At 49.2% G+C, this 23,723-nt stretch carries 16 protein-coding genes and 2 CRISPR repeat arrays; of the genes, 3 read left to right on the top strand and 13 right to left on the bottom strand.

Features of this window, described 5'->3' with window-relative positions:
* Positions 1 to 54 precede the first annotated feature (54 nt).
* Positions 55 to 1,287: an MFS transporter gene (locus GYMC52_RS01885; protein ID WP_013522882.1), complete on the top strand. Its 1,233-nt coding sequence runs from the start codon at positions 55 to 57 to the stop codon at positions 1,285 to 1,287.
* Between the two features lie 631 nt (positions 1,288 to 1,918).
* Positions 1,919 to 3,181, top strand: a complete 1,263-nt coding sequence (gene ltrA, locus GYMC52_RS01880; protein WP_013522881.1) for a group II intron reverse transcriptase/maturase — start codon at positions 1,919 to 1,921, stop codon at positions 3,179 to 3,181.
* A gap of 82 nt (positions 3,182 to 3,263) precedes the next feature.
* Here ltrA and GYMC52_RS01875 read toward each other — a convergent pair whose 3' ends face one another.
* Positions 3,264 to 4,307, bottom strand: a complete 1,044-nt coding sequence (locus GYMC52_RS01875; protein ID WP_013522880.1) for a P1 family peptidase — start codon at positions 4,305 to 4,307, stop codon at positions 3,264 to 3,266.
* Positions 4,308 to 4,563: 256 nt separating this feature from the next.
* Positions 4,564 to 7,185: direct repeats of the CRISPR family, unit length 30 nt; unit sequence GTTTCAATCCCTCATAGGTACGATAAAAAC.
* 214 nt (positions 7,186 to 7,399) lie between these two features.
* On the opposite strand from GYMC52_RS01875, the gene GYMC52_RS01870 reads away from it, so the two are divergent.
* A complete protein-coding gene (locus GYMC52_RS01870; protein ID WP_041469329.1) occupies positions 7,400 to 9,067 on the top strand; it encodes an IS1634 family transposase in 1,668 nt (555 codons plus the stop codon).
* A 231-nt stretch (positions 9,068 to 9,298) separates the two neighbouring features.
* Here the strand turns inward: GYMC52_RS01870 and cmr6 are convergent, their stop codons facing one another.
* From cmr6 to cas4, 12 genes are all read right to left on the bottom strand, one after another.
* Positions 9,299 to 10,447: a type III-B CRISPR module RAMP protein Cmr6 gene (gene cmr6, locus GYMC52_RS01865; RefSeq protein ID WP_013522878.1), complete on the bottom strand. Its 1,149-nt coding sequence runs from the start codon at positions 10,445 to 10,447 to the stop codon at positions 9,299 to 9,301.
* Positions 10,448 to 10,460: 13 nt separating this feature from the next.
* Positions 10,461 to 10,868: a type III-B CRISPR module-associated protein Cmr5 gene (gene cmr5, locus GYMC52_RS01860; RefSeq protein WP_013522877.1), complete on the bottom strand. Its 408-nt coding sequence runs from the start codon at positions 10,866 to 10,868 to the stop codon at positions 10,461 to 10,463.
* Between the two features lie 13 nt (positions 10,869 to 10,881).
* Complete coding sequence (gene cmr4, locus GYMC52_RS01855) at positions 10,882 to 11,775, bottom strand: type III-B CRISPR module RAMP protein Cmr4 (RefSeq protein ID WP_013522876.1); 894 nt, start codon at positions 11,773 to 11,775, stop codon at positions 10,882 to 10,884.
* Positions 11,775 to 12,905 carry a type III-B CRISPR module-associated protein Cmr3 gene (gene cmr3 / locus GYMC52_RS01850; protein WP_013522875.1) on the bottom strand — a complete coding sequence of 377 codons (1,131 nt, stop codon included), beginning with the start codon at positions 12,903 to 12,905 and terminating at the stop codon, positions 11,775 to 11,777. The genes cmr4 and cmr3 overlap by 1 nt, the downstream gene beginning before the upstream one ends.
* On the bottom strand, positions 12,905 to 14,545 hold the full coding sequence (gene cas10, locus GYMC52_RS01845; RefSeq protein ID WP_013522874.1) for a type III-B CRISPR-associated protein Cas10/Cmr2: 1,641 nt from the start codon (positions 14,543 to 14,545) through the stop codon (positions 12,905 to 12,907). Before cas10 ends, cmr3 begins: the two co-directional genes overlap by 1 nt.
* Positions 14,542 to 15,450: an RAMP superfamily CRISPR-associated protein gene (locus tag GYMC52_RS01840; RefSeq protein WP_013522873.1), complete on the bottom strand. Its 909-nt coding sequence runs from the start codon at positions 15,448 to 15,450 to the stop codon at positions 14,542 to 14,544. Before GYMC52_RS01840 ends, cas10 begins: the two co-directional genes overlap by 4 nt.
* Positions 15,450 to 16,790: a TIGR02221 family CRISPR-associated protein gene (gene csx2, locus GYMC52_RS01835; protein ID WP_013522872.1), complete on the bottom strand. Its 1,341-nt coding sequence runs from the start codon at positions 16,788 to 16,790 to the stop codon at positions 15,450 to 15,452. Before csx2 ends, GYMC52_RS01840 begins: the two co-directional genes overlap by 1 nt.
* Before the next feature lie 2 nt (positions 16,791 to 16,792).
* Positions 16,793 to 17,989 (bottom strand): CRISPR-associated protein, encoded by a 1,197-nt coding sequence (locus tag GYMC52_RS01830; protein ID WP_013522871.1) that lies wholly within the window; start codon positions 17,987 to 17,989, stop codon positions 16,793 to 16,795.
* A gap of 548 nt (positions 17,990 to 18,537) precedes the next feature.
* A CRISPR array of direct repeats spans positions 18,538 to 20,970; the repeat unit is 30 nt; unit sequence GTTTCAATCCCTCATAGGTACGATAAAAAC.
* A 181-nt stretch (positions 20,971 to 21,151) separates the two neighbouring features.
* Positions 21,152 to 21,898 carry a CRISPR-associated endoribonuclease Cas6 gene (cas6, locus tag GYMC52_RS01825; RefSeq protein WP_013522870.1) on the bottom strand — a complete coding sequence of 249 codons (747 nt, stop codon included), beginning with the start codon at positions 21,896 to 21,898 and terminating at the stop codon, positions 21,152 to 21,154.
* Between the two features lie 36 nt (positions 21,899 to 21,934).
* Positions 21,935 to 22,198, bottom strand: coding sequence for a CRISPR-associated endonuclease Cas2 (gene cas2 / locus GYMC52_RS01820; protein ID WP_013522869.1), 264 nt, complete (start codon positions 22,196 to 22,198; stop codon positions 21,935 to 21,937).
* 10 nt (positions 22,199 to 22,208) lie between these two features.
* Entirely contained in the window at positions 22,209 to 23,210 is a 1,002-nt protein-coding gene (gene cas1b, locus GYMC52_RS01815; protein ID WP_013522868.1) for a type I-B CRISPR-associated endonuclease Cas1b, read from the bottom strand.
* 3 nt (positions 23,211 to 23,213) lie between these two features.
* The gene (cas4, locus tag GYMC52_RS01810; protein WP_013522867.1) at positions 23,214 to 23,723 is read right to left on the bottom strand and encodes a CRISPR-associated protein Cas4; all 510 of its coding nucleotides are present in this window, start codon (positions 23,721 to 23,723) and stop codon (positions 23,214 to 23,216) included.

Genomic DNA, 23,723 nt, shown 5'->3' with positions numbered 1-23,723 from the left:
TTCCATCGTGCTACAATGATTAGAGAAACGAAATAATTCAGGAGATGACCTCCTATGAACTGGAAACGAAGCGTCCGCGTTCTTTGGCTGTGCAACTTCATGGTGTCCGCCGGGATGACGATGGTCATTCCGTTTTTATCGCTGCTTTTGTGGGAGATGGGCGTCACGGAGCGCCATTCGTTGAGCGTCTGGACCGGTCTCGTCTTTTCGGCGACGTTTTTGTCAGCCGCCGTCATGGCGCCGATTTGGGGCATGTTCGCCGATAAGTACGGCCAGCGCGCGAACCTCATCCGCGCGGGGATCGGCATGGGCCTTATCACCGGATTCATGGCGTTCGCCGCCTCGCCGATGGCGCTGCTTACTCTCCGATTTCTTGTCGGCTTTTTCTCTGGATTTATCACCGTCTCGTTTTCGTACTTGGCGCGCGTTGTGCCGAAAGACCATAGCGGCGAGGCGCTCGGGGCGCTGCAGACGGGAAGCATCGCCGGCAACATCATCGGGCCGCTCATCGGCGGCGCCTTATCCGACTTGTTCGGCTTCCGCCCGGTGTTTCTCGTGACCGGGTTTTGTATTTTGGCGACATTGCTTCCTGTCATCTTTTGGCTCGAAAAAGACCCGGTCGCGCCGCAGACGAAAGAGCACCACGCCAGCTTTAAGGAAGTATTCGCACATCGGCCGCTCGTCATCTTGTTTGTCGCCACCTTTCTTGTGCAAATCGCCGCTCTTGGCGTCAACTCGATGATGACGATTTTCGTCCAATCGCTCGTCGGCCATTCTCGCAATCTCGCATTTTTATCAGGGCTCGCCTCCTCGATCACCGGCATCGCGACGATCATCGGCGCGCCGTATTTAGGCAAGCTCGGCGACCGGATCGGGCAAGCGAACATGCTGCCGATGCTGCTTGTGCTCTCCGGCTTGTTCGCCTTGCCGCAAGTATGGACGGATCATCTTTATGAGCTGTACGTGTGGCGCTTTTTGCAAGGGCTTGTTGTCGGTGGGGTATGGCCGTCTATTCAAGCGCTCATCAACGCGCAAAGCCCGCGCCGCATTCAAGGCCGGGTGTTCGGTGTCACCGCCAGCAGCCGCTTCCTCGGCAACTTGACCGGCCCGACCGCCGCCGGCGCGATCGCAGGGTTCTTTTCGATTTCCTCGATTTTTGCCTTGTCCGGATTGCTTCTGATCGCCACCGGCGCATTGGTTGGGCATGCGACGCATGACCGTGCATGGCGCGAGGAAATAAAAGAGAAGATCGCCGCTTGGACGCATCGTCTCCATAGTCGGCACTGACAACCACAGCGGCAAGAGGCGCGGCAGAAAAAACGAGACGGCCCGAAGGACCATTCCTTTCGGGCCGTTTCCTGTACGCCCGGCATGGGTGCGACGCTATAGGGTGAAAGTCCCGAACGGGGGCTGGCGAGCGCCTACCGTTAGCTGAAGGCAAGGGTGTCCACCGTGAGGTGGAATCTGAAGGAAGCTGGAGGCAAACACTTGACCTGAGGTACACGAACCCAATGGGAGGCCGCCACAGTCGGACGAGTCTGCTGGACAAGACGAAGTCCTAAGCCGCCAAGGGCTGTGGAGGTAGATTGGGCAGGTGCATGAGTGGAAAGTGTCCATCCTTATCCGGGGAGGCCTGTACGGAACGCCTTCTGACGATGGCAACCAGAGTCGAAAGGCTCTGCTGAACGTACAGGAGTCAGCAGAGGCCATAGTACTGGAGTAAGGGACGCCTGAAACAGGAAGGGCCGAACGTCAACTCAGGGATGAATCAGACTCTTTCGAGATGTTGCGTGTCGAAGCAGAATTCCTTTCGGAACTCATCTGAGGAAGCAAGGGTGAAGCCCAGAGGGCCTCAGATCGAGGGCTGAGCGCAACCCGGCAAGACCTGAATCTCATCCCGCGGAAGGAGAAGATCACGATGGCTTTGTTGGAACGCATCTTAGCGAGAGACAACCTCATCACGGCGCTCAAACGGGTCGAAGCCAACCAAGGAGCACCGGGAATCGACGGAGTATCAACCGATCAACTCCGTGATTACATCCGCGCTCACTGGAGCACGATCCGCGCCCAACTCTTGGCGGGAACCTACCGGCCGGCGCCTGTCCGCAGGGTCGAAATCCCGAAACCGGGCGGCGGCACACGGCAGCTAGGCATTCCCACCGTGGTGGACCGGCTGATCCAACAAGCCATTCTTCAAGAACTCACACCCATTTTCGATCCAGACTTCTCCCCTTCCAGCTTCGGATTCCGTCCGGGCCGCAACGCCCACGATGCCGTGCGGCAAGCGCAAGGCTACATCCAGGAAGGATATCGGTACGTGGTCGACATGGACCTGGAAAAGTTCTTTGATCGGGTCAACCATGACATCTTGATGAGTCGGGTGGCCCGAAAAGTCAAGGATAAACGCGTGCTGAAACTGATCCGTGCCTACCTGCAAGCCGGCGTTATGATCGAAGGGGTGAAGGTGCAGACGGAGGAAGGGACGCCGCAAGGCGGCCCCCTCAGCCCCCTGCTGGCGAACATCCTTCTCGACGATTTAGACAAGGAATTGGAGAAGCGAGGATTGAAATTCTGCCGTTACGCAGATGACTGCAACATCTATGTGAAAAGTCTGCGGGCAGGACAACGGGTGAAACAAAGCATCCAACGGTTCTTGGAGAAAACGCTCAAACTCAAAGTAAACGAGGAGAAAAGTGCGGTGGACCGCCCGTGGAAACGGGCCTTTCTGGGGTTTAGCTTCACACCGGAACGAAAAGCGCGAATCCGGCTCGCCCCAAGGTCGATTCAACGTCTGAAACAGCGGATTCGACAGCTGACCAACCCAAACTGGAGCATATCGATGCCAGAACGAATTCATCGCGTCAATCAATACGTCATGGGATGGATCGGGTATTTTCGGCTCGTCGAAACCCCGTCTGTCCTTCAGACCATCGAAGGATGGATTCGGAGGAGGCTTCGACTCTGTCAATGGCTTCAATGGAAACGGGTCAGAACCAGAATCCGTGAGTTAAGAGCGCTGGGGCTGAAAGAGACAGCGGTGATGGAGATCGCCAATACCCGAAAAGGAGCTTGGCGAACAACGAAAACGCCGCAACTCCACCAGGCCCTGGGCAAGACCTACTGGACCGCTCAAGGGCTCAAGAGTTTGACGCAACGATATTTCGAACTCCGTCAAGGTTGACGAACCGCCTAGTGCGGACCCGCATGCTAGGTGGTGTGAGAGGACGGGGGTTAGCCGCCCCCTCCTACTCGATCTCATCGTTTCATTTCTCTGTCCATTTGATCCATCGAAGCAACGAATACGGAATCGCTTCCCCGACGCGTCCGTTCCGTCCGGTCGTCGTCTCCGCCATCGTGAGCGAATTCCAAATCGCTTCTTCGACCGCCTCGATCGCCGCCTGGAACAGCTCATTCATGAGCGGCGCATCGTCGCGGACGAGCGGAGGCAGCGGTTGGTGGGAAGAATCAGCGAAATGGGGAATCATATAAGCATTGGAAAACGCGATGACAATATCGCCGCTCCCATGATGGACATGACTTCCCGTCCGCGCCAACCCCACCGCCGCCCGCTTCAACTGCCGCGCATCAAGCGGCGCATCAGTCGCCACGATCATCATAATCGACCCAGGCGGCACGTCCCGCTCATCAAATGACGGCGGCACATACGGCACCAACCGCAACTCCTCGCGCCGGCCGAAATTGCTCACGACCAGCGCCCCGACTGTATACATCCCGCCCGCGATCCGCGACGAGCTGCCAATGCCCCCTTTCCAGCCAAAGCACATCATCCCCGTTCCTGCGCCGACCGCCCCTTCTTCCATATCGACGCGCGCCTCGGCAATCGCCTGTTTCGCATGCTCCTTCGTCACCGAAAGCGCCCGCGCCGTATTCAAATAGCTGTCATTGCATTCCCCGACGACAATGTTGACCGACCCAGTCGTATCTCCGATCTCCGGCGTCATCGCAAGCATATGCTCAAGCGTCCCTTGCCAAACCGCCCCGACGCTGAACGTATTCGTCAGCATAATCGGCGATTCGATCGCGCCCAGCTCCTCGACTTGCACCAACCCGACCGTTTTCCCAAAACCGTTCAACACAAAACAAGCCGCGGGCACCTTCTCCAAAAACCAATTGCCCCCATGCGGCAACACCGCCGTCACCCCGGTGCGGATCACCGTCCGCTCATCCATATCTTCCCGAATCGTCACGTGCCCAACCTTCACCCCAGGCACATCGGTGATTTGATTGCGCTCCCCTGTCGGAAGCGTGCCGATGGAAAAACCAAGATGGCGGAGTTTAGAGCGCATTGCAACCTCCGTTTACTTCCGAATGATGTGAAGCCAACTAATGGAAACAACTCCAAACGAACCAAAAGCTTGGACATTGAACGCTCTCCCACCTACGCTCACGCGTGGAAGTGGGGGGCTTCTCGGCGCGAGATGATAAATTCCCAAATATTTTTTCCATATCTTTGTTGAATCGACATCATCATTTCTTTGGTTTGGCTGCAACCCCACCAGTTTTCATCTACTCATCCAGTTCGAATGATTCTTTTATTTCAAAGTTTCAATCCCTCATAGGTACGATAAAAACACAGCTTCCGCCCCGGCTGTGTGATATCATCTTGCAGGTTTCAATCCCTCATAGGTACGATAAAAACCGATTTCCCGCCCGACTTGATCGTCGGCGAGGGGAGTTTCAATCCCTCATAGGTACGATAAAAACAGGTTTGGCGCCTCGACGTACACGTGATCGTGTACGAGTTTCAATCCCTCATAGGTACGATAAAAACGAAAGGAGTACAGATCAGATGAGTGAGAAACAAGCGTTTCAATCCCTCATAGGTACGATAAAAACAACTAAGGAGGAATGTAGAATGAAAAAAATTGGAAGTTTCAATCCCTCATAGGCACGATAAAAACTGATGCAAAATATATGCTAACGGCGGCAAAGGCGTTGTTTCAATCCCTCATAGGTACGATAAAAACCTTGACGCCCCCGAGATCCTCGCGATCCGGGAGCGTGTTTCAATCCCTCATAGGTACGATAAAAACCCGCGCATCGATAATGACATCCCCAATCGCGACGACAGTTTCAATCCCTCATAGGTACGATAAAAACTAATGCCGCGTTGGCAATCGAGCTTTTCCAATTATGTTTCAATCCCTCATAGGTACGATAAAAACGAATACGTAGAACAGCTTGCCGAGCACGGCGGGCTGAGTTTCAATCCCTCATAGGTACGATAAAAACTAGATCTCGCCATCCTTCTGACGGTAGTACCGTCCGTTTCAATCCCTCATAGGTACGATAAAAACCGGCATCCGATCGCTAACATCATCCATCTGGAATGGTTTCAATCCCTCATAGGTACGATAAAAACTGGATGATAGCCAAGACGCTTCTATTATCAAACAGGTTTCAATCCCTCATAGGTACGATAAAAACCCAACGGAACCGCCGCCACCTTTTGATACGCATGCTTGTGTTTCAATCCCTCATAGGTACGATAAAAACATTGTCCCGATCGCTGAAAGAAATGGCGAAGGAGTTGTTTCAATCCCTCATAGGTACGATAAAAACGTAGCTGCTCGGTTGCGCCGCTAGCGGCTCTTGCGCGTTTCAATCCCTCATAGGTACGATAAAAACTTTACCTACATCACGGGATAAATAGGACACATTTTCAGTTTCAATCCCTCATAGGTACGATAAAAACACAAAACGGTGGCGATCACCGACATCGGGGGGTTGAAGTTTCAATCCCTCATAGGTACGATAAAAACGGAGACGCCGGAACAAAAACAGCTTCGTGAGTTGCAACAGTTTCAATCCCTCATAGGTACGATAAAAACACAATCTCTTCTTTTGTCACTTCTATCACCTCCTTGTTTCAATCCCTCATAGGTACGATAAAAACTCACATCGAGCCTCTCCATTCGTTTCACCTCAATTAGTTTCAATCCCTCATAGGTACGATAAAAACAGTTTTTTTCTTCGAGCTTATCAAGATACTCCGTTTGTTTCAATCCCTCATAGGTACGATAAAAACCGGGAGGCTGCCTGTTTTGACGAAACGGTCGTCTTTGTTTCAATCCCTCATAGGTACGATAAAAACCTTCACGCCAAACTCCTCCAAACTCCGCCGATTTTTGTTTCAATCCCTCATAGGTACGATAAAAACGGAAAGCCGCAAATGGAAATTGATTGCGCTTGAGAAGTTTCAATCCCTCATAGGTACGATAAAAACTTCATCGCTCTGCTGCGGCAGAAAGGGGTCAGGGTTATGTTTCAATCCCTCATAGGTACGATAAAAACCCAAGCAATGTTCTGATACGTCTGTCCCCGTCTGCGTTTCAATCCCTCATAGGTACGATAAAAACTGTTCAATATGACGCTATCAGCTATCTGCTCATCTTCGAGTTTCAATCCCTCATAGGTACGATAAAAACGATTTTGCGGCGCGCGAGTATTACTACCGATACCAGTTTCAATCCCTCATAGGTACGATAAAAACCGCAGGTGAGCGAAACGGCGGTGAGTGGAACGGCAGGAGTTTCAATCCCTCATAGGTACGATAAAAACAAAAAATAGTAAATGATACTAAAGTAATTAGAAAAATGTTTCAATCCCTCATAGGTACGATAAAAACTCTTTATCGCTGGCCGGCGAGGCTGGACGCCACCATGTGTTTCAATCCCTCATAGGTACGATAAAAACGCATTGAAACGGTGTTTAACAAAATCAAACTGGCATATGTTTCAATCCCTCATAGGTACGATAAAAACGGTAATGGCTAATGCCAGCGGATTCGCGCGCAGTACCAGTTTCAATCCCTCATAGGTACGATAAAAACGGCGCCTGCCCGCGATTGGCTTCCGCATAGTCGACGAGTTTCAATCCCTCATAGGTACGATAAAAACGAGGACTGCGGAGGTGAGCGAATGATTCGATGGAGTTTCAATCCCTCATAGGTACGATAAAAACAAATACTCGAAGCCAGCGGGCTTATCGAAATCGAATAGTTTCAATCCCTCATAGGTACGATAAAAACCGACGTCGGCGACATCGGGCGGGACGTTGCTCCGATGTTTCAATCCCTCATAGGTACGATAAAAACGATCGTGTTGAAATCCAAAAGCCACTTTTGGTACTTGGGTTTCAATCCCTCATAGGTACGATAAAAACCCCAAAAAATCTTGATATATCAAGCCTTTTCCTCCAAGACTATTTTCCCGAGTTCGACAGTTTTGAGGCCATTTTAGGCAAATGAAAATGGCCAAAATGCTGTTATATCAAAGATTTCGCGATGCGGATCCTAGAAAAAAACACTGAATTTCATAGGCACACGACTTGTTTATTTTAACTTTTAAAACAGCTGAATATCGGTTATAATATAGGCATGTACATACGGCGAGTAACACGCAAAAACAAAGATGGAACGACCGTGGCGTATCTCCAGCTTGCTCACAACGAATGGGATCCGAAGGCCAAATATGCGAAAGCGAAGGTGATTTATTCGTTTGGGCGCGAAGACGAGGTGGATCGCGCTGTCTTGGAGCGTCTGGCCAAAAGCATTTCGCGATTCCTTTCTCCTGAGCAGGCTTGGGAAATCGAGACGTTGACAGGAGAAGTGTCGGATGACTTTCAGTTTCAATCAAGCAAACGCCTTGGTGGCGCTTGGCTTTTGGATCAGCTCTGGAGACAACTGGGATTGGGAGAGATTCTCCACTCCTTGTTTGCCTCCCGACATCATCAGATTCCGTTGGAACGGCTGATTTTTGCCATGGTGGCGAATCGTGCCCTTCATCCGTCAAGCAAGTTGGCGATGGAGGAGTGGGTGGAGAAAGACGTGCATATCCCTCATCTTCCCCAAGTCGCCAGCCACCAGTTGTACCGGGCGATGGATGAGCTGCTGGCTGTGCAGCCGGAATTGGAACGCCAAGTGTTCCATGCCGTGGCCGATTTATTGAACCTGGAAGTCGATTTGATTTACTTTGATACGACTTCGTCGTACTTCGAAGTGGATCCATCCGAAACACCAGAAGGAGAATCGCTTCGAAAGCAGGGGTTTTCCAAAGATAAGCGTCCCGATTTGGTCCAAATCGTCATTGGACTGGCCGTCACCCGGGAAGGAGTCCCCATTCGCGCTTGGGTATGGCCTGGCAATACGATGGATATGACGGTCATCAAACAGGTGAAACAAGACTTGATTGGCTGGAAGCTTGGGCGTGTGATCAGCGTGATGGACCGCGGATTTTCGTCTGAAGAGAATTTGCGAATCTTGCAACAGGCCGGGGGACACTACATTGTCGGCGAAAAAATGCGGTCCGGCAAAGCCGCCGTCGAAGAGGCCCTAAACCGTCGCGGGCGCTACCAACAAGTTCGCGAGAACTTGCATATCAAAGAAATCATCGTGGGCGACGGAGAAGCGCGTCAGCGCTATGTTCTCGTGTACAATCCCAGCGAAGCCGAACGCCAACGCAAGGAACGGGAAAAGCTGCTCGAATCGCTGAAAGAGGAGTTGGAGGGGCTTCGCCAACTCCCCAATGAAGCTCATCATAAGGCCACCTGCCGGCTGCGTTCCCATCCGTCCTACGGAAAATACTTGCGTCAATTGAAGGATGGAACGCTTCGCATCGACAAGCAAGCGGTTCGTGAAGCGGAAAAGTACGATGGCAAATATCTCATCCGAACCTCCGATGACACCTTGTCTGCCGAGGATGTCGCGCTCGGGTATAAGCAACTGGTGGATATCGAGCAGGCCTTTCGGACGTTGAAATCAACACTCGAGCTGCGCCCCATGTATCATCGCTTGGAAGACCGTATCCGGGCGCATGTGCTGCTCAGTTGGCTGGCTCTCTTGCTGGTTCGGATCGTGGAGATCCGAACTCATGAATCGTGGCCGAAAGTAAGAGACGAATGCGAGCGTCTCATGCTTGGACATTTTTCTTCAAAAAACGGCGACCTTTATCAACGAACCGAACTGACGGCCAAACAGGCTCAATTCTTTGCGGCTCTAGGGCTGGAGCCTCCTCCGAAGATCCTAGGCATCCATCCTCGCGCCTAGATACACGCCCAAAGTGTGCCCAAATGTCTCTCGTCCCTTTTGCATCAAGGGGCGAGAGGCATTTTGTTTGCCTAGTGACTGTCGAACTCGGGATTTTCAGAATATCATAATCCAAAAATTCTGTCAATACTGTTCATCCTCGATGGCTGTAAGGATCGGATATAAAAAAACATTGTCGTCGATCCCCCGGGGTTTTTGCACGATTGGGGGTCGACGACAATTTGGGCTATGTTATTCATCGTTAAGCAGCTGTTGAAGCTTGTCGATTTTTTGCTTTTGTTTTTTGCTGACACTTTTTCCCCATTGGCCGATGCGTTGCCAATACGCTTGCAAAGCAAGAGCGGCTTGTCTGTTTCGTTGCTCAATGACTTGTTGATACAGCACGTCTTTGCTCCTCTGTTCGTCCGTTTGGCTGTCAGTGAGCCGCTCAATCTCCACCACCAGCCGCTCTTCGGGAGAAAGAAGAGCCAACCTTGCTTTTTCTTCTTCCTCACGCTTTCGCTGTTCGAGCATTTCCCGCTCTTTTTTCTGTTGCTCAAGACGCACTTGTTCTTTTTGCACAATCGGGAGAAATTCCATTTCGGTAACGTCGTAAACCTCGGCAAATCGTCCATAGCCTGACGATGTTTTTGAACCGATGCCCCACTCCGTCAAAGCTTGTTGCGTCCATAATGCCGCCGCTTCCAACAAGCGTACGGTTTCTTCATCGTTTTGCGGCGCGGAGCGGTTGGCTGTTAAATAGATGTCCACTTCCGTCGCCATAACGGTCCAGAATGAAACAGGAACAGGTTTTTGATCATCAGTCGCCGCTCTGTTTCCTTCATAATACTCTTTCATATGTACAGCAAGCACGTCTCCCGTCAGCTGCAAGCCTTCTATAAGAAAGATGTCGTGAAATTGCACAATCCCCTTGTTTCCTTGCGTTCCAAAGATCTCCCGACCGATTTCATGCTCGTTAAGCTGCTTTTCCTCTCCTTCGCAGTACGCCTCAATGAACCAATGGCGGACAAGTCCCTTTACACTGGAAGCCGGGATGTACGGCAAGCCATACACCGGGTGGATCGTCAGTGATGTCTCTCGAATGTGCCCGGCGCCGAGCCCATGAATGATCCGACCGACAAGACGAGCTTTTAGTTTTTTGACATATCCCGTTTGCGCCCATTCGATCATCGCCTGTTCCCGTTGCGCCTGCAGCTGTTCGCCGATCTCTTTCAACTCAGGGAGAATCGGAACAGGCTTCAATCTTTTGGATGGTTCCCACACTCTTTTTTTGTCATTCCACTGATGTTCTAAAAAATAGTGAAGATGGTACGCTAAATGTGCGGCCGATTTGTTTGCCCGCTGCATGACTTCCCGCGTATCCTTTGGGTGAAAAAGCATGCCCTCCCCTCCCCTACTTTGCCGCCTCTGCGTCGTCTTTCACCATGCCGTCGGCGAACTTGCGCATCCAGTCGAGCAATGCGAGTGTTTCCATCGTCCAGAGCCGATAATCGGCGCTCGATAAGTTGACCACAACTTCAACAAGCTCCATATCCTCTTTGCCAAATTGGCCTGGGAACTGCTCTTTCATCCACTTGGCAATTGATCGGTAAATGCTTCTGTATTCCCGGCCTTTTTTTTGAAAGCAAAACGCCAATGCCTGGCCCAGCCCGTTTACTTGAATTAAAGAGGGCATTTTTTTGACATAAGAACGATAGTTCTCAAAGTTTTCCTTCAATCCTTCTTTAGCCTGTTTCACTTCTTGAAACGCAAACGCGGCTCGGCCGTTCTCAATTCCGACTCGCTGCACTTTTGTCCCCATCTTTCTTCCTCCTTCACAGCCAAATCGTTCTCATCATTCCGCGCCCTAGCGTGCTGTTCCCTCCTAATTGAAAGACGGATGGGAACTTCCGCTCATCCACCAAGTAGCGCTCAATCTCTTCCGCCGTCGCTAGGCCATCCACGCCCTTGCCGCGCACATGACCGATGTACAAGAAGCTGTAAAAGAACGTTTCGGGAGGGACGTTTTCTTCGTACCACAGCGCACCGCTGTCCACCGTTCCTGTCTCAGGTGAAATGCGAATGCGCGCGTTAACCTCGGTTGAAAGTTTCACAAAATCCGTAAAATCATCATCGGATAAGATGACAAGCCGATCCGTCACACGAAGGCGGCTGCTCTCCCCGATGATGGCTGAGAGCTGTTCCGCAAGCTGTTTCGCTTCTGGAGAAACTGTCACTGGAAACGTATACTCTTCCAAGATAATGCGCCCGTCGGCGACGATCAGCCGATCGGCGCTGACGGTGTTCGGCCCTGGCACCGGAAGCGGCTGAAACCCTTCCCCTTTCCCTTTCATCTCTTGATGAACGCTCATCTCTTGGTTCCATCGTTCGAGCACGTGAGGGCATGTGATCCAAGCAAATACGCCGCGAAGCGATTTGACTGGGAATAGCAGCACCCGCGCATCGCTCAAAGCGATGGCGCTCGCCTGTGTGACGCTTTCTTGTCCTTTATCGGCGCCGAAGATGAGCTCCAGCTTATTCGTTTCATCCGGCAGCGCCTGAGTCATATGATACCGCAGCGCTCCTTTGAGAGAAGAGCTCTCGATCTTCGGAAATCCTGTATGCTTCTCGCGCTGAATCGGCAAATCGACAAGCCCAATTTCGCTCCCGCTTCCCGCATGGACAGAAGTGACGGCATGTAAAAGGAATGGACGTATGATCGAATACATTATAACTCCTCCTCACTTTCATGGACACTTGCTAGAACCGCAAAACCGAACCCTTCCTCCGCCCCCTCATCAGTCAGATGAATGCCGTCAAGGGCGGAGAAAACAAGCCGCAAATCATCATCACGCTCGATCTTGACGTAAATCACCGAACCGGCAGGAATCATCCATTTTCGCGGCTTCGGGCGATGACGGACAATGTCCCATCCCCCGTACAGCTCCGGACGACCAATGGCAGCGGCAAGCCATGTCACTACCGCTCCGTTCGGCCATGTCCAACGATCTCCCTCCATCGCCGCAGGACGAGAGCCATTGGCGAAAATGGCGGGAGATAAAAAGATGATTTTAGCCATTTTTGTCCGTTGAATATCTTGTTCGATCCTTCTCTTCTCATCGTCGTTCCATAAACGAAACTCCTCGGGGTGCTGACGGATGAACCAGGGACGGTTTTCCCCGCCAATCCGAGCCCATTTCACATTGGAAAAATCAGGACCGTCGTCGATATATGCGACAAGGGAGGAATCCCCTAAAAAACGGTGTTTCCCTACTCGATATAAAAACCCCTCCTGCGCCGTTCGGCGAGACACATCCAACTGAATGCCTACTTTCTCCTCTTGGACAATAAAAGAGGACAACGTCCGAAGCGATGCGATCGGCTGATTGAGTAAGAGCGCCTTTTTCCACTCAGAAAGCGAGACGTAACGATGCTGCGAACTTTTTGTCTTCTCCCTGCGAGATGAAGCAAGACGCCACATCGTAGAAGCCGAAGAAGGCTTACGATCTTTAGCCAGCTGCAACGGATACGCTTTCAGTGAATCTCCTTCCTCCACAACCTGATAGTCCAATGGAAGCGGTAAAAACAACGAATCTCCGTCCGCCAATGCGCAGTAATGAAGGCGGAACGCCCCACGTTCATCCGGGGTGCCCATCCACAGTTTCACCCGTTCATCGGCGCCACGGGCAAACTCATCAAACGAGCTGTAGGCGTAAATGTACGCTGCTCGCAATGCTCCATAAATGGTGTTCGGGCGTGGGGGAAACATCGACTCCATCACCGTCGTCTCCCCTGCTTGCGTGGCATGATGGTTTTTGAAGAAAAATGTGTCCGCCGGCGTCAATACTAACTTTGTCATCAACCTCTCCCCTTGCTTCGTTTGAAAAAGGTCAACATCTTTAACAAATGCAAAAAGTCATAACTGCTCCGAACCGCTTCATGCAAAACCAAAAGCGTACTTGTATAGCGGGCGATGTCTTGGGCATCTAGGCAACTCCCCTCTTTCACGGAGCGCCGAAGCAGACGGCGGAGCTCTGTCGCGAGCATGTCGCGGTTCTCCCATTTCGGGCAGTCTTTTTCATGCAACAGCGGGGCAAACGCTGACGCAAAATGAAAAATAAAGTTCGGTGACAGCGATGTTTTCAATAGCCCAAGCCATTCTTCCAATAGTTTTGAAACCATCTTCTCCCCAACGATCCACGGGAGAACCGCTTCGGAAATCTCTCCGGAGCGGGTATGCACCGCTAAGGCTAGGGCGTCTTTTCTCTGCGCCGTCTTGTCATTGTAATACCGTTTCGCCTTTTGTTCCAATGCCCTTGCGGCGTTGAGCACGTGCTGCAACGGTGCTTTTTTATGGGCGATGACCACTCCAAACGAAGCGGTTGCGCCGCTCCCTAATCCTTGACGTTCGTCGGCAAACGCCAATCGAAGCATCTCCGCCGCTTTCAACGCCGTCTCCACTGGCACAAAAGCAAGGACATCGTCACCCCCCGCATAGACAAGTTTGCCTTTGCATCGTTCTTGCACAATCCACGGAACGGTTTCTTTGGCAAAACGGGCCAGTTTCTGGCTCGTTCGGCTATACTCATCTTTCCGTTCCCCAGAAAACCACTTCCCCATGTCGTCCCCATCCATCAGCAACACCGCGTAATAATCTCCTTGACCGATGTCGAGGACAGAGGGAAAAGATGGGAACGATGTACCGAACAAGTCCGCGAAGTAGTCGCGCGCCGCTCGTTTTCCTAAACAAATGCCGCATAAAAACTCATTGTCTTTGATGCGCCCCGCGCGGCGGTCGTCCTCTTCATCACCCCCCGTTCCTTGAAATTTCACGGCGCGCCGTTGCCAAAGGCTCATCGTTTTCTTTTTGATCTCGCCGTAATGATCAAATTCCCCGATTTCCTCAAGACGCAGCGCCTCACGTTCCTTGCATACAGAACAAACGAGCCCCTGCTGAGAAACGGGAATGTAATGTTTTTCGTTTTTCAGCGCCCCTAACCGCCGTTCGGCACGTTCACGCACCTCACGGAACGACATAGACGGTTCATACGGTTCAGCTACCCAGTAGATTTCTAAAAACGACCGCACTTGCTGTTCGACCATCCGTTCCAGTAATTCCTGCTCATGATCAGTGAGATGCGGAAATACGCGCCGGACGGCTTGAAAGCAAAAATCGAGAAACACATTGCAAACGTCTTGCTCCGCTTCGCGCAGCCAACCGCAAACTTCTTCTTCTGTTCCCTCCATGATCACCGTAAGGCGATTCGGGATCGACGCAATGTGAACATCCCGTTGGGAAGGGGATCTCAGTTCTTTCTCTGTAACAAGCGGATAGATCATTTCGCAGTTGGCGTCAAATTGATAAAACCGCTTGATCGCCTCCCGCACGAGATGGGACAAAATATAACTTCCGCTCCAAAAATCTTCTGTTTTGCGGGCTGAAGCGATAAACGACTGCACAGGCCCGACCGTAAAAATGACAACATAGCGATTGGTCATATCCTCACCCCAACGATCTCTAAAAACCGGTTTCGATCCTGCTCATAGCGCGGCTCGCTGTAGTGCGGATCATGGTTCCTCACTTCCGTCACAATCGGGTAGTACCAATTCCCGATCTTTCTCACCGTGCACCATAACGGGGAAGAAAGCTTTCCTGCTTTTCCTCTCATATATCCCAAGCTGCCATAACGGTTCGCTTCATGAGACGCTTTTCCAAACGCCTTCACTACTTCCGCGGCGCTTTCTTTCCCTTCTCCAATCCACACCGCGGACAACACCGGATGCTGCGTCTGAATGTCTCCGCGGCGCGCCACGAGGCAGTCGCGCTCCGCAAAGGAAAACGCCCCCGCCACCCCGATGTGTTCAAGCACCATACGCAAACTCTCGACGTATTCCCCAACATTACTCCACTGATGCCCGATCCATTGCACAGCTCCAAACCCGCGGCGCGACCGCTGTCCGAAACTGGCGAGGTGAAGCACATATTGAAAGTACCAGTCATATTGCGCCAATCGCTCTTGATGACGCTTCCGCACCGAAAGCGTCACCGTCACCTCCCCGCCGGCAGGAAGAGCCGGAACAAGCGTTGGGGATGTACGGTGCGGCAAAATATTTTCCTTCTTTGTTCCTTCCATCACTCCCGCCATGGACAAGTGAATGGGTGATTGCTGCTTCATTTTTCGTGTGCCGCCAAACCACTCTTCCTCCTTGGCAAGCAACTTTTCGGGATCAGGCTCATCCTGCAGCGTCCGCCACCAGTACCGCCATACCCCCCGCAGCGACGAAAGGCGAAACTCCGCCTTCTCCCTCGGATCAGCCCCGTGAATGGCGGCCGGTGTCAATAGAACAAGCTGATACGACGACTGAACAACAGCGGTTGCCCCGCTTCGATCTTGATATGTCATCACCCATTCCCCTTTACGGTTTGCATCGATTTTGCAAGTGCGGACATTCGTTCAAAAAACGCACCAAGTTCTCGGAACGACTGCTCCGCATCGGGCCAAAACTTTTCCGCCTTTAGCGGTTGCGGCCGCGCCCCAGCATGATTGATGTCGTTGCGCCGCTCCTTAAGCGTGCTAAATCGTTTTAAGTCGCCCTTATAAGGAGACAAGAAATCGATTATTTGTTCAACCCGCTCTACGGAACGAACGCGCCATTCCTCTTTCGGAATATCTCGCAATAAAATTTCAATAGCCGAATGAACATCTCCCCGGGCCTTCTCATTCCGCAAATCAAGCCCCAACACCCGGCAAACGGCCGTCACCGCATTTTCCTCCAACATCGTCAGCGCCTGCTGAATCAATCCGTGGTCCAAACACCAACGCACAGCCTTCCAGCTGTTCATGATCGGATCATCATCAAACATCGCATACTTTTTCTCCATCACATCCAACAATGGGACAAGCGGTTTAATCGCTTCCGCCGACGCTGAGCGAACGCGGCCGAGCTGTTCATGAAATTTCTGCACTTCTTCATCGATTTGCAAGCTTCGGCACGTGCGGATCGCTTTTTCCGTCTGATCAAGCCGCTTCGTCAACTCTCTTAATTCCTTCACTTCGTCCTTTACCGCTTGGCTCAAAGACGGATTGCGGAACACTTCGCTGTTTTCTTTCGCGGTCAGCGCCTGGATGATGGAGGCATCCCCCGTGCGCAAAAATTGATCGACCCCGTTGGTCCAATCGAGCAACTTCGCCATGCTCGTCAAGTTGACAATCGGCGCGACTCTCTGTTCTTCTGGCATCTGCTCAACATCAATGGGGCGCCCAAGCACTTCAAACCAGCCATAGATGATCGCTCCAATATCTGCCTTTTTCACTAAACGCGCATAATTCAACACGATAAGCGCCACAAACGGGATGGAGCGGAAACTGTGGGTGATGTCAAAATAAATCGTATCCCCTTCCTTGATTTCATCCATGATACGGTCAAATAGCCGCCAATTGGCCTGCTCGTCTTGGCCGCTTTCGATCTCGACAATTTTCACGTTCGCTTCTGGCGCAATGCGACTAAACGCTGTGCCGATCCCTTCAAGAAGCTTGTCCCCTTTTTTTCGATCTTGTCCATTCCGATCCTGCGCTTCTTTCGTCGCAAACACGACGACATCCATCGGTTCATCGTTGCGGAACAGCTCATACACCGCCGTTTGAATAAAGCGGGTATACGTAGACGTTTTTCCTTCGTATGTGTAGTAACAATACTCATAATCACCTAACCCGAGAAACGACAACAACACTCGTCTTCCCATTGTTATCTCCCCATTCCCACCAATTGCTTTGTCATATCGACAAATGGCGAATTGTCTTCATAAATTCCCTTGCCTTTCGCCGCTTCCCGTTCGTACCGGTTATGGTCGAGCCATAAATAATTAGCGTATAGGCAGTCTTCTTTTTCATCGTATCGGTAAGCGAGGCGGAACGCCGTTTGTCCGTTGCTTGCTCCTTTGTACAAGTGATATTTCACTTTTCGGGTATCAATCGTTTTGAATGATTTTTCGTGATACAAAACAGCAACATCTCCCTCTTTATGCTTCAGCTTCTTCACCAACTCTTTCAGTTGTTGGTGCACAAACAACGACTGATGGTGATTGTGTCGAAGCATATCGGACACTTGGTCCGATGCGAAGAAAGTCGTTCCGAATAAATGCTTGTATTTTTCATGTTCCAACAAAAACTGCCCAAACGCACTTAAATACACAAACCCTTCCTCTTGTTGGAACAAAAATGGATATCGAAGAATGCATTGTTTTTCATGGTACGAAAGCGAAGCGGCATTCACCAAGTCTCTTTGGCATTTCCGCAACAGGTCGAAATGCTCATGGACAAACTGTTCATCCATATGGATGGGTACAGGAGGAATTTCATGCAACACTTGACCGTCTTCATGCATGTAGGCCGTCGGGTAATGAAGAAACGCCCCGACGATATAGCCTAGCGACGTCATGACCTTATAACCGCCGATCGGCGCGAAACAAGTCGTTGACGGTTCTCCATGCGAGAGAGCGGACGCCACTTTCCACATGTACTCTCCCAATGTCTCCTGCATCCGTCTCGGATGGTTCACATCAACGTCCACATATATAATGCGGACATTTGCTTGAAAGTCCTCCTCAAGCAACCTCGTCAAGATGGCTTCCACAATCCGTCCCCCAACCGTTTCCGTCACAATGAGAACGACCGTCGGCCTTTCCGCCAATTTTCCTTGTCTACGAAGTTCATAAATCATCGAATACTCGGCAGACACACGGTTTGGATCTCGCGTAGCTTCATGAGCAAACTGCCGCGCATGGCGAATCCATTGATCAATTTTTTCTTGTTTCTCCTCATCAATGTTCCGAGAACTCAACCAAGGGCGAATCTCCCCCATCGTTTCATCTCGATTCATGGAAAAAATGTTCCTGTTCCCAAACAACGATACGCCGCACGTCACAACAATGTGCTGATACAATTGATCCTCTCCCCTTTATCCGCCGCAAATCTATAGTTCTATTTAACTATTGACCCAAATACAACCAGGCCAAGGTATCTATATATTAATTTTAACTCATTTTTCAAAATAAAGACAAATATTCCTGCAACATTTTACAATTTTTTTCACAAAAAGAGCTCATAAGCAAGTTTTGCCCTTCACTTGAACATGGGAAAATGGCAACTCACGGGGAACGCATTTCCACGAAAAGAAAAGCACTAGTCTTCTTAAATATATACATGCAACATGAAGAGTTAACCTCTCCGTTATCCTGCACACCCTAAGCGCTGCAACACTTCCTCCAAAGATCCTGTAGGCTCAATCTGCAAGCTGAGCCATGGGGGGGAGGAAGTTAGTTGCAGGAGAAGGCAAATGTTAATTTTTCAATGAGCATGTATATAGATACCGTTGTAAGGCATAGGAAAGACCGTTGAATTGGAAACGACAGCGACATAGTGATTCGTACAGACCTAGCAGAATAAGAGGAGCATGAAAGGGAGAGAATATGAGATGTGTCTCTTTCTATAGTTTCAATCCCTCATAGGTACGATAAAAACCGCTGGCCACCCGATGGCGTGGTCGTTTGCGGAGGTTTCAATCCCTCATAGGTACGATAAAAACGATCTTACTGACACTTCCACGAAACCGAGATTTTCGTTTCAATCCCTCATAGGTACGATAAAAACTTTGAAAGCTATGTTTACAACGGCGGCGTTTCCTCTGTTTCAATCCCTCATAGGTACGATAAAAACGTATGTGTAGCCGTTTCCGCATGCGTACAATGTGTAGTGTTTCAATCCCTCATAGGTACGATAAAAACTGCTGTGCTTGTTCCTGCCGCCAGCCCCCGATGATGTTTCAATCCCTCATAGGTACGATAAAAACAACCGCTCCTTTTTCCATTGATCGAACGTCATATTTTGTTTCAATCCCTCATAGGTACGATAAAAACAAAAATGGGTATACCGTGACAGGACTCATTCTGAAGTTTCAATCCCTCATAGGTACGATAAAAACTGCCTGTGAGTGTTCTGGCGATTCTTTGGCAATCGTCGTGTTTCAATCCCTCATAGGTACGATAAAAACGACAGGCGTGGTTCGGTTGGTGGTCGTCCCATCCCCGTTTCAATCCCTCATAGGTACGATAAAAACGATTTATTTATATGAGTGGTGGAACGGGTCGAACTGGGTTTCAATCCCTCATAGGTACGATAAAAACTGTCTCGATTGGAACGTCACCTATTGCTGGAATATTGGTTTCAATCCCTCATAGGTACGATAAAAACACAGACGGAACGATGAGTACAATCACCGAAAAGATGTTTCAATCCCTCATAGGTACGATAAAAACGGTCATGTTTTGGATGTTGATCGCAATCGTGCCGCCGTTTCAATCCCTCATAGGTACGATAAAAACGAAGTTTTTCTGTTTCTTTTTTATCAATGGTCACCTGTTTCAATCCCTCATAGGTACGATAAAAACCGTGGTTGGCTGCGAAGATGAATTTAGCCGTATTGTGTTTCAATCCCTCATAGGTACGATAAAAACGCTGCTTCTCCGGATAGCTCTCCGGAGGAAGTCTTGAAGTTTCAATCCCTCATAGGTACGATAAAAACCGCAGCGAGGACTTTACCAAACTCATTGCGCTTGGGGAGTTTCAATCCCTCATAGGTACGATAAAAACAATGAAGTGCGTAGAGAACTGGCAAGGCTGTATGAAAAAGTTTCAATCCCTCATAGGTACGATAAAAACCAAGCTGCAAAAGAAGCAAAAAAGACCGTCAATAAAGTTTCAATCCCTCATAGGTACGATAAAAACCGCAGCGAGGACTTTACCAAACTCATTGCGCTTGGGGAGTTTCAATCCCTCATAGGTACGATAAAAACAATGAAGTGCGTAGAGAACTGGCAAGGCTGTATGAAAAAGTTTCAATCCCTCATAGGTACGATAAAAACCAAGCTGCAAAAGAAGCAAAAAAGACCGTCAATAAAGTTTCAATCCCTCATAGGTACGATAAAAACCGCAGCGAGGACTTTACCAAACTCATTGCGCTTGGGGAGTTTCAATCCCTCATAGGTACGATAAAAACTTTTGTAAGCCTTTCAAAAAGGAAGAAAAGGTTTTTGTTTCAATCCCTCATAGGTACGATAAAAACTCCGGTCATCGCCTTCATACCTTCGATTAAACCTTGTTTCAATCCCTCATAGGTACGATAAAAACTCAATAATACGGATAATGCTATCAATCTTCCTGAAGGGTTTCAATCCCTCATAGGTACGATAAAAACCAAGGCCAAACGCAAATCTTGAATTCGCGTCATGGTCTGTTTCAATCCCTCATAGGTACGATAAAAACCCGTCGAAAAGCCGACTACATTTGGTGTGGTGCGAACGAGTTTCAATCCCTCATAGGTACGATAAAAACGTCAACGCCCCAGAGTTAAAGTTTCGGAACATGTCGGGGTTTCAATCCCTCATAGGTACGATAAAAACGCCGGAAAGTATTTTGAATAAACCGGAAGCCACTTTTAGTTTCAATCCCTCATAGGTACGATAAAAACGAGCCGGTAGGGTGGTCGGCCGGATCATCGTGAAGCGTTTCAATCCCTCATAGGTACGATAAAAACGGGAACTATGTTTCGGCGACTTATTGGGACAATACCCATGTTTCAATCCCTCATAGGTACGATAAAAACGAATACCGATGCTATTCCACCGTTGGAAATAGATTGGGTTTCAATCCCTCATAGGTACGATAAAAACGACCCAGCCTGTGCAGGTGACCATTCTCTATCCTGAGTTTCAATCCCTCATAGGTACGATAAAAACGGCATTAGCCGATCAACCTTCGAGCGGATGGTTCGGTTTCAATCCCTCATAGGTACGATAAAAACGAAGGGGAGCGCGAGGGGAAACCGAAACAAAAAATGTTTCAATCCCTCATAGGTACGATAAAAACCCAAAAATGCTTGTTGCATCAAGCATTTCGATCTAGCGCTGTTTTCAGAATACCACATTTCAAAAATTCTGTCAATAACCTTCAACCTCGATGGCTGTAAGTCTGAACCGCCAAAAACCATTGTCGTCGATCCCCCGGGGTTTTTGCACGATTGGAGGTCGACGACAATCTTGCGGCTGGTTTATCCACTTGCGAGGCGAAACATTCCAAACCCTTGTGAATTTCGACTGCCAAGACCGACGTGGTACAAAAATGTCAACTGTTCTGGCGAAGAACAAAGGCGATAATGTCCCATCCAGCCTGTAATATACATGTCCTTGAATAGTGTGACCACACGATGACGCCGATGAACATAGATCGGTTGAATCGATAATCGTTCCGCTGGCGGAACACCATAGTACGCTGCATATTTGTGACAGAAATTCAATTCAATCAAGTGGGGGAATACCTCATCATCAGGATCAAAAAATTGCGTTTTCTTTCTCCCATCCATCGTCTCATACGTGCTGTATACGGTCAGTGGAGAAAGCATGACAACGTCAATTTCATGCCCCCGTATGTCAACGCTCTCCATTTTGACACTTTTCACTTCAATCAACTGTCCGTAAAGCTCAATCTCCCTTTGCACCAAGAATCTCTGCCCAAGTTGTTGAGTCAGCTCTAGAAGAGCGGTATCGATATGCCATTGGAAATCCCCCAAAAAATGAATTGTTTTCCTTTCTCGATTCACTTGATGCGTTCCAAATAAACGGCTAAAGGTAAACAGTTTAAATGAACGTTTCCCGTGACGGAATCCCCTGTCATGCAAAAACGCGGCTAATTGTTCATTCTCTAACGAACGGTACAATAATCCTTGCAACAAATGCTGATAATGCAGCGGCAAGGAAACCGTCCCTTGCCGTCCGCTCATGGTCACTGTCAATCTCATGTTTTTTCCTGCCTTCCTTAGTGTATACCATTTGACTTATAGAATGAATTCATCTCCACCTTTTTTCAGTCCCATTTCTTCCCTTTTTGAATACTTTTGCGTGCGAAATGTGTAAAAGATGACTGAATCCTCATCAGGATCCATAAGTTGTCGCAATTCCATTTTTAATTTTTCGTAGTTGGCTGACGTAATTTCTCCTTCGAATACAGAGTTTTGCACCCAATGGAGATATTTGCGGGCAATTTTCAATGCTTTTGCCACTCGCTTTTCGTTAAAATCATACACGAGAATCACAAACAAATGACTCCACCTACCAGCGAGCTGCATACGGCTCGTACATTTTTTCACCAAGGATGTGCTTTTGGACTTTATACAGTTCAAGCCGAATCAAACGGCGATAGGATACAGACTTGCCAAGATGACGATGCTGGACTGTTGTCTGCATTTTCTTCTCAAGTTCACTGACGAACAGTTTTCTTCCTTCTTCATTCAACACAATGCCGTTTGTCAACTTCTCGAAATGTTTGCTAGACAACATTCTTTTGTTGACTAGTGTAAAGATCAGACGATCCACAATGATCGGTTTAAAAATTTCCGCGATGTCCAAATTCAAGGAAAAGCGGCGAAAATTCGTACTATGCAAAAATCCGATGCGCGGATCAAGGTACGTCTTGTAGATCTCACTAAGACACATCGTGTAGACAATCGAGTTGCCAAAGCTGATCAATGCATTTAAACGGTTGTGCGGCGGACGCTTAGTCCGCTTTTCAAATACAAAATCCGGATGGCGAAGGATCGCATCAAATGAAGCATAGTACGCTTCGCGAATATGACCCTCTACAGCCATAAGTTGTTCGACCGTGTTCGCTTGGGAGAGTTTCCCTTCCTCACGTTCGATCAATTGCAAAGCTTTTTCCAATTCTTCTGGATCAGAAAGACGAGAGCGATAATATTTCAGCACCCGTTCCATTTGGCGGATCGATCCTTGGACAAACAGGCAAGCAAGCTCCAACCGCTTGGCAGGGTCGATGTAATGTTCCGCCTGCTTCAACACTACATGGCCCGAATTCAAATGTTCCCGTGGATAAAAAGAGCCAACGTAGTATCCGTAATGGTTAAAGTAATGAACAATGATCTCTTTTTGCGCCGCAAATTCCAAAAATCGTTTGGACACATCCACCTCGCCAAAAATGTAAATATCGTTTGTGTTTTCAACCGGAATGTACCGTTTCCGCTCTTCCGTTTCAAAGTATAAACTATGATCTTTGCGCCGCAGTTCACCATTTTGAAAAATATACAGCGTCTTCTTCATGTTTTATTCCTCCGCCCAACAATATTCACGATAGGCGCATTTGCCGCAAAATGAAATCTTCTTTGGCGGCGGCGGGACAGACATTCGCGCGATGCGTCGGATGTCTGTAATGGCGCGTTCCAGCTCACTTCGTGCCTCTTCTGTCCATTCGACTTGTTCTTTCTTCCGCTCTTTCGGAAACAGCAATTCCCCTTTTGCCTCAATCCCCACCTGCCTTAATGTATCCAAATAGTACAACAGCTGCATTCGGGCGCTTTTGGAATAACTCGATGATTTTTTGACTTCTCCAATAATCAGTTCCCCATTTTCTTGACGGATACGGTCGATGACAATATGACCGATCGATAGTTCTTTTTTGTCCCTTTGATAATAGGTTTCGGAAAGAAACCGCCCAATTTCCAACGCTTCATCTTCCTGATCAGGAGCAATTTGATGTTTCATCAACCATACTTCACGCGGACAAATGTAGTAGTACCAAATATCCGTGCCAGTGACAGGCATTTCATATTCCAT

Source organism: Geobacillus sp. Y412MC52 (genome assembly GCF_000174795.2).
GTDB classification, from domain to species: Bacteria; Bacillota; Bacilli; order Bacillales; family Anoxybacillaceae; genus Geobacillus; species Geobacillus thermoleovorans.
This window is presented reverse-complemented; position numbering and strand designations above follow the sequence as displayed.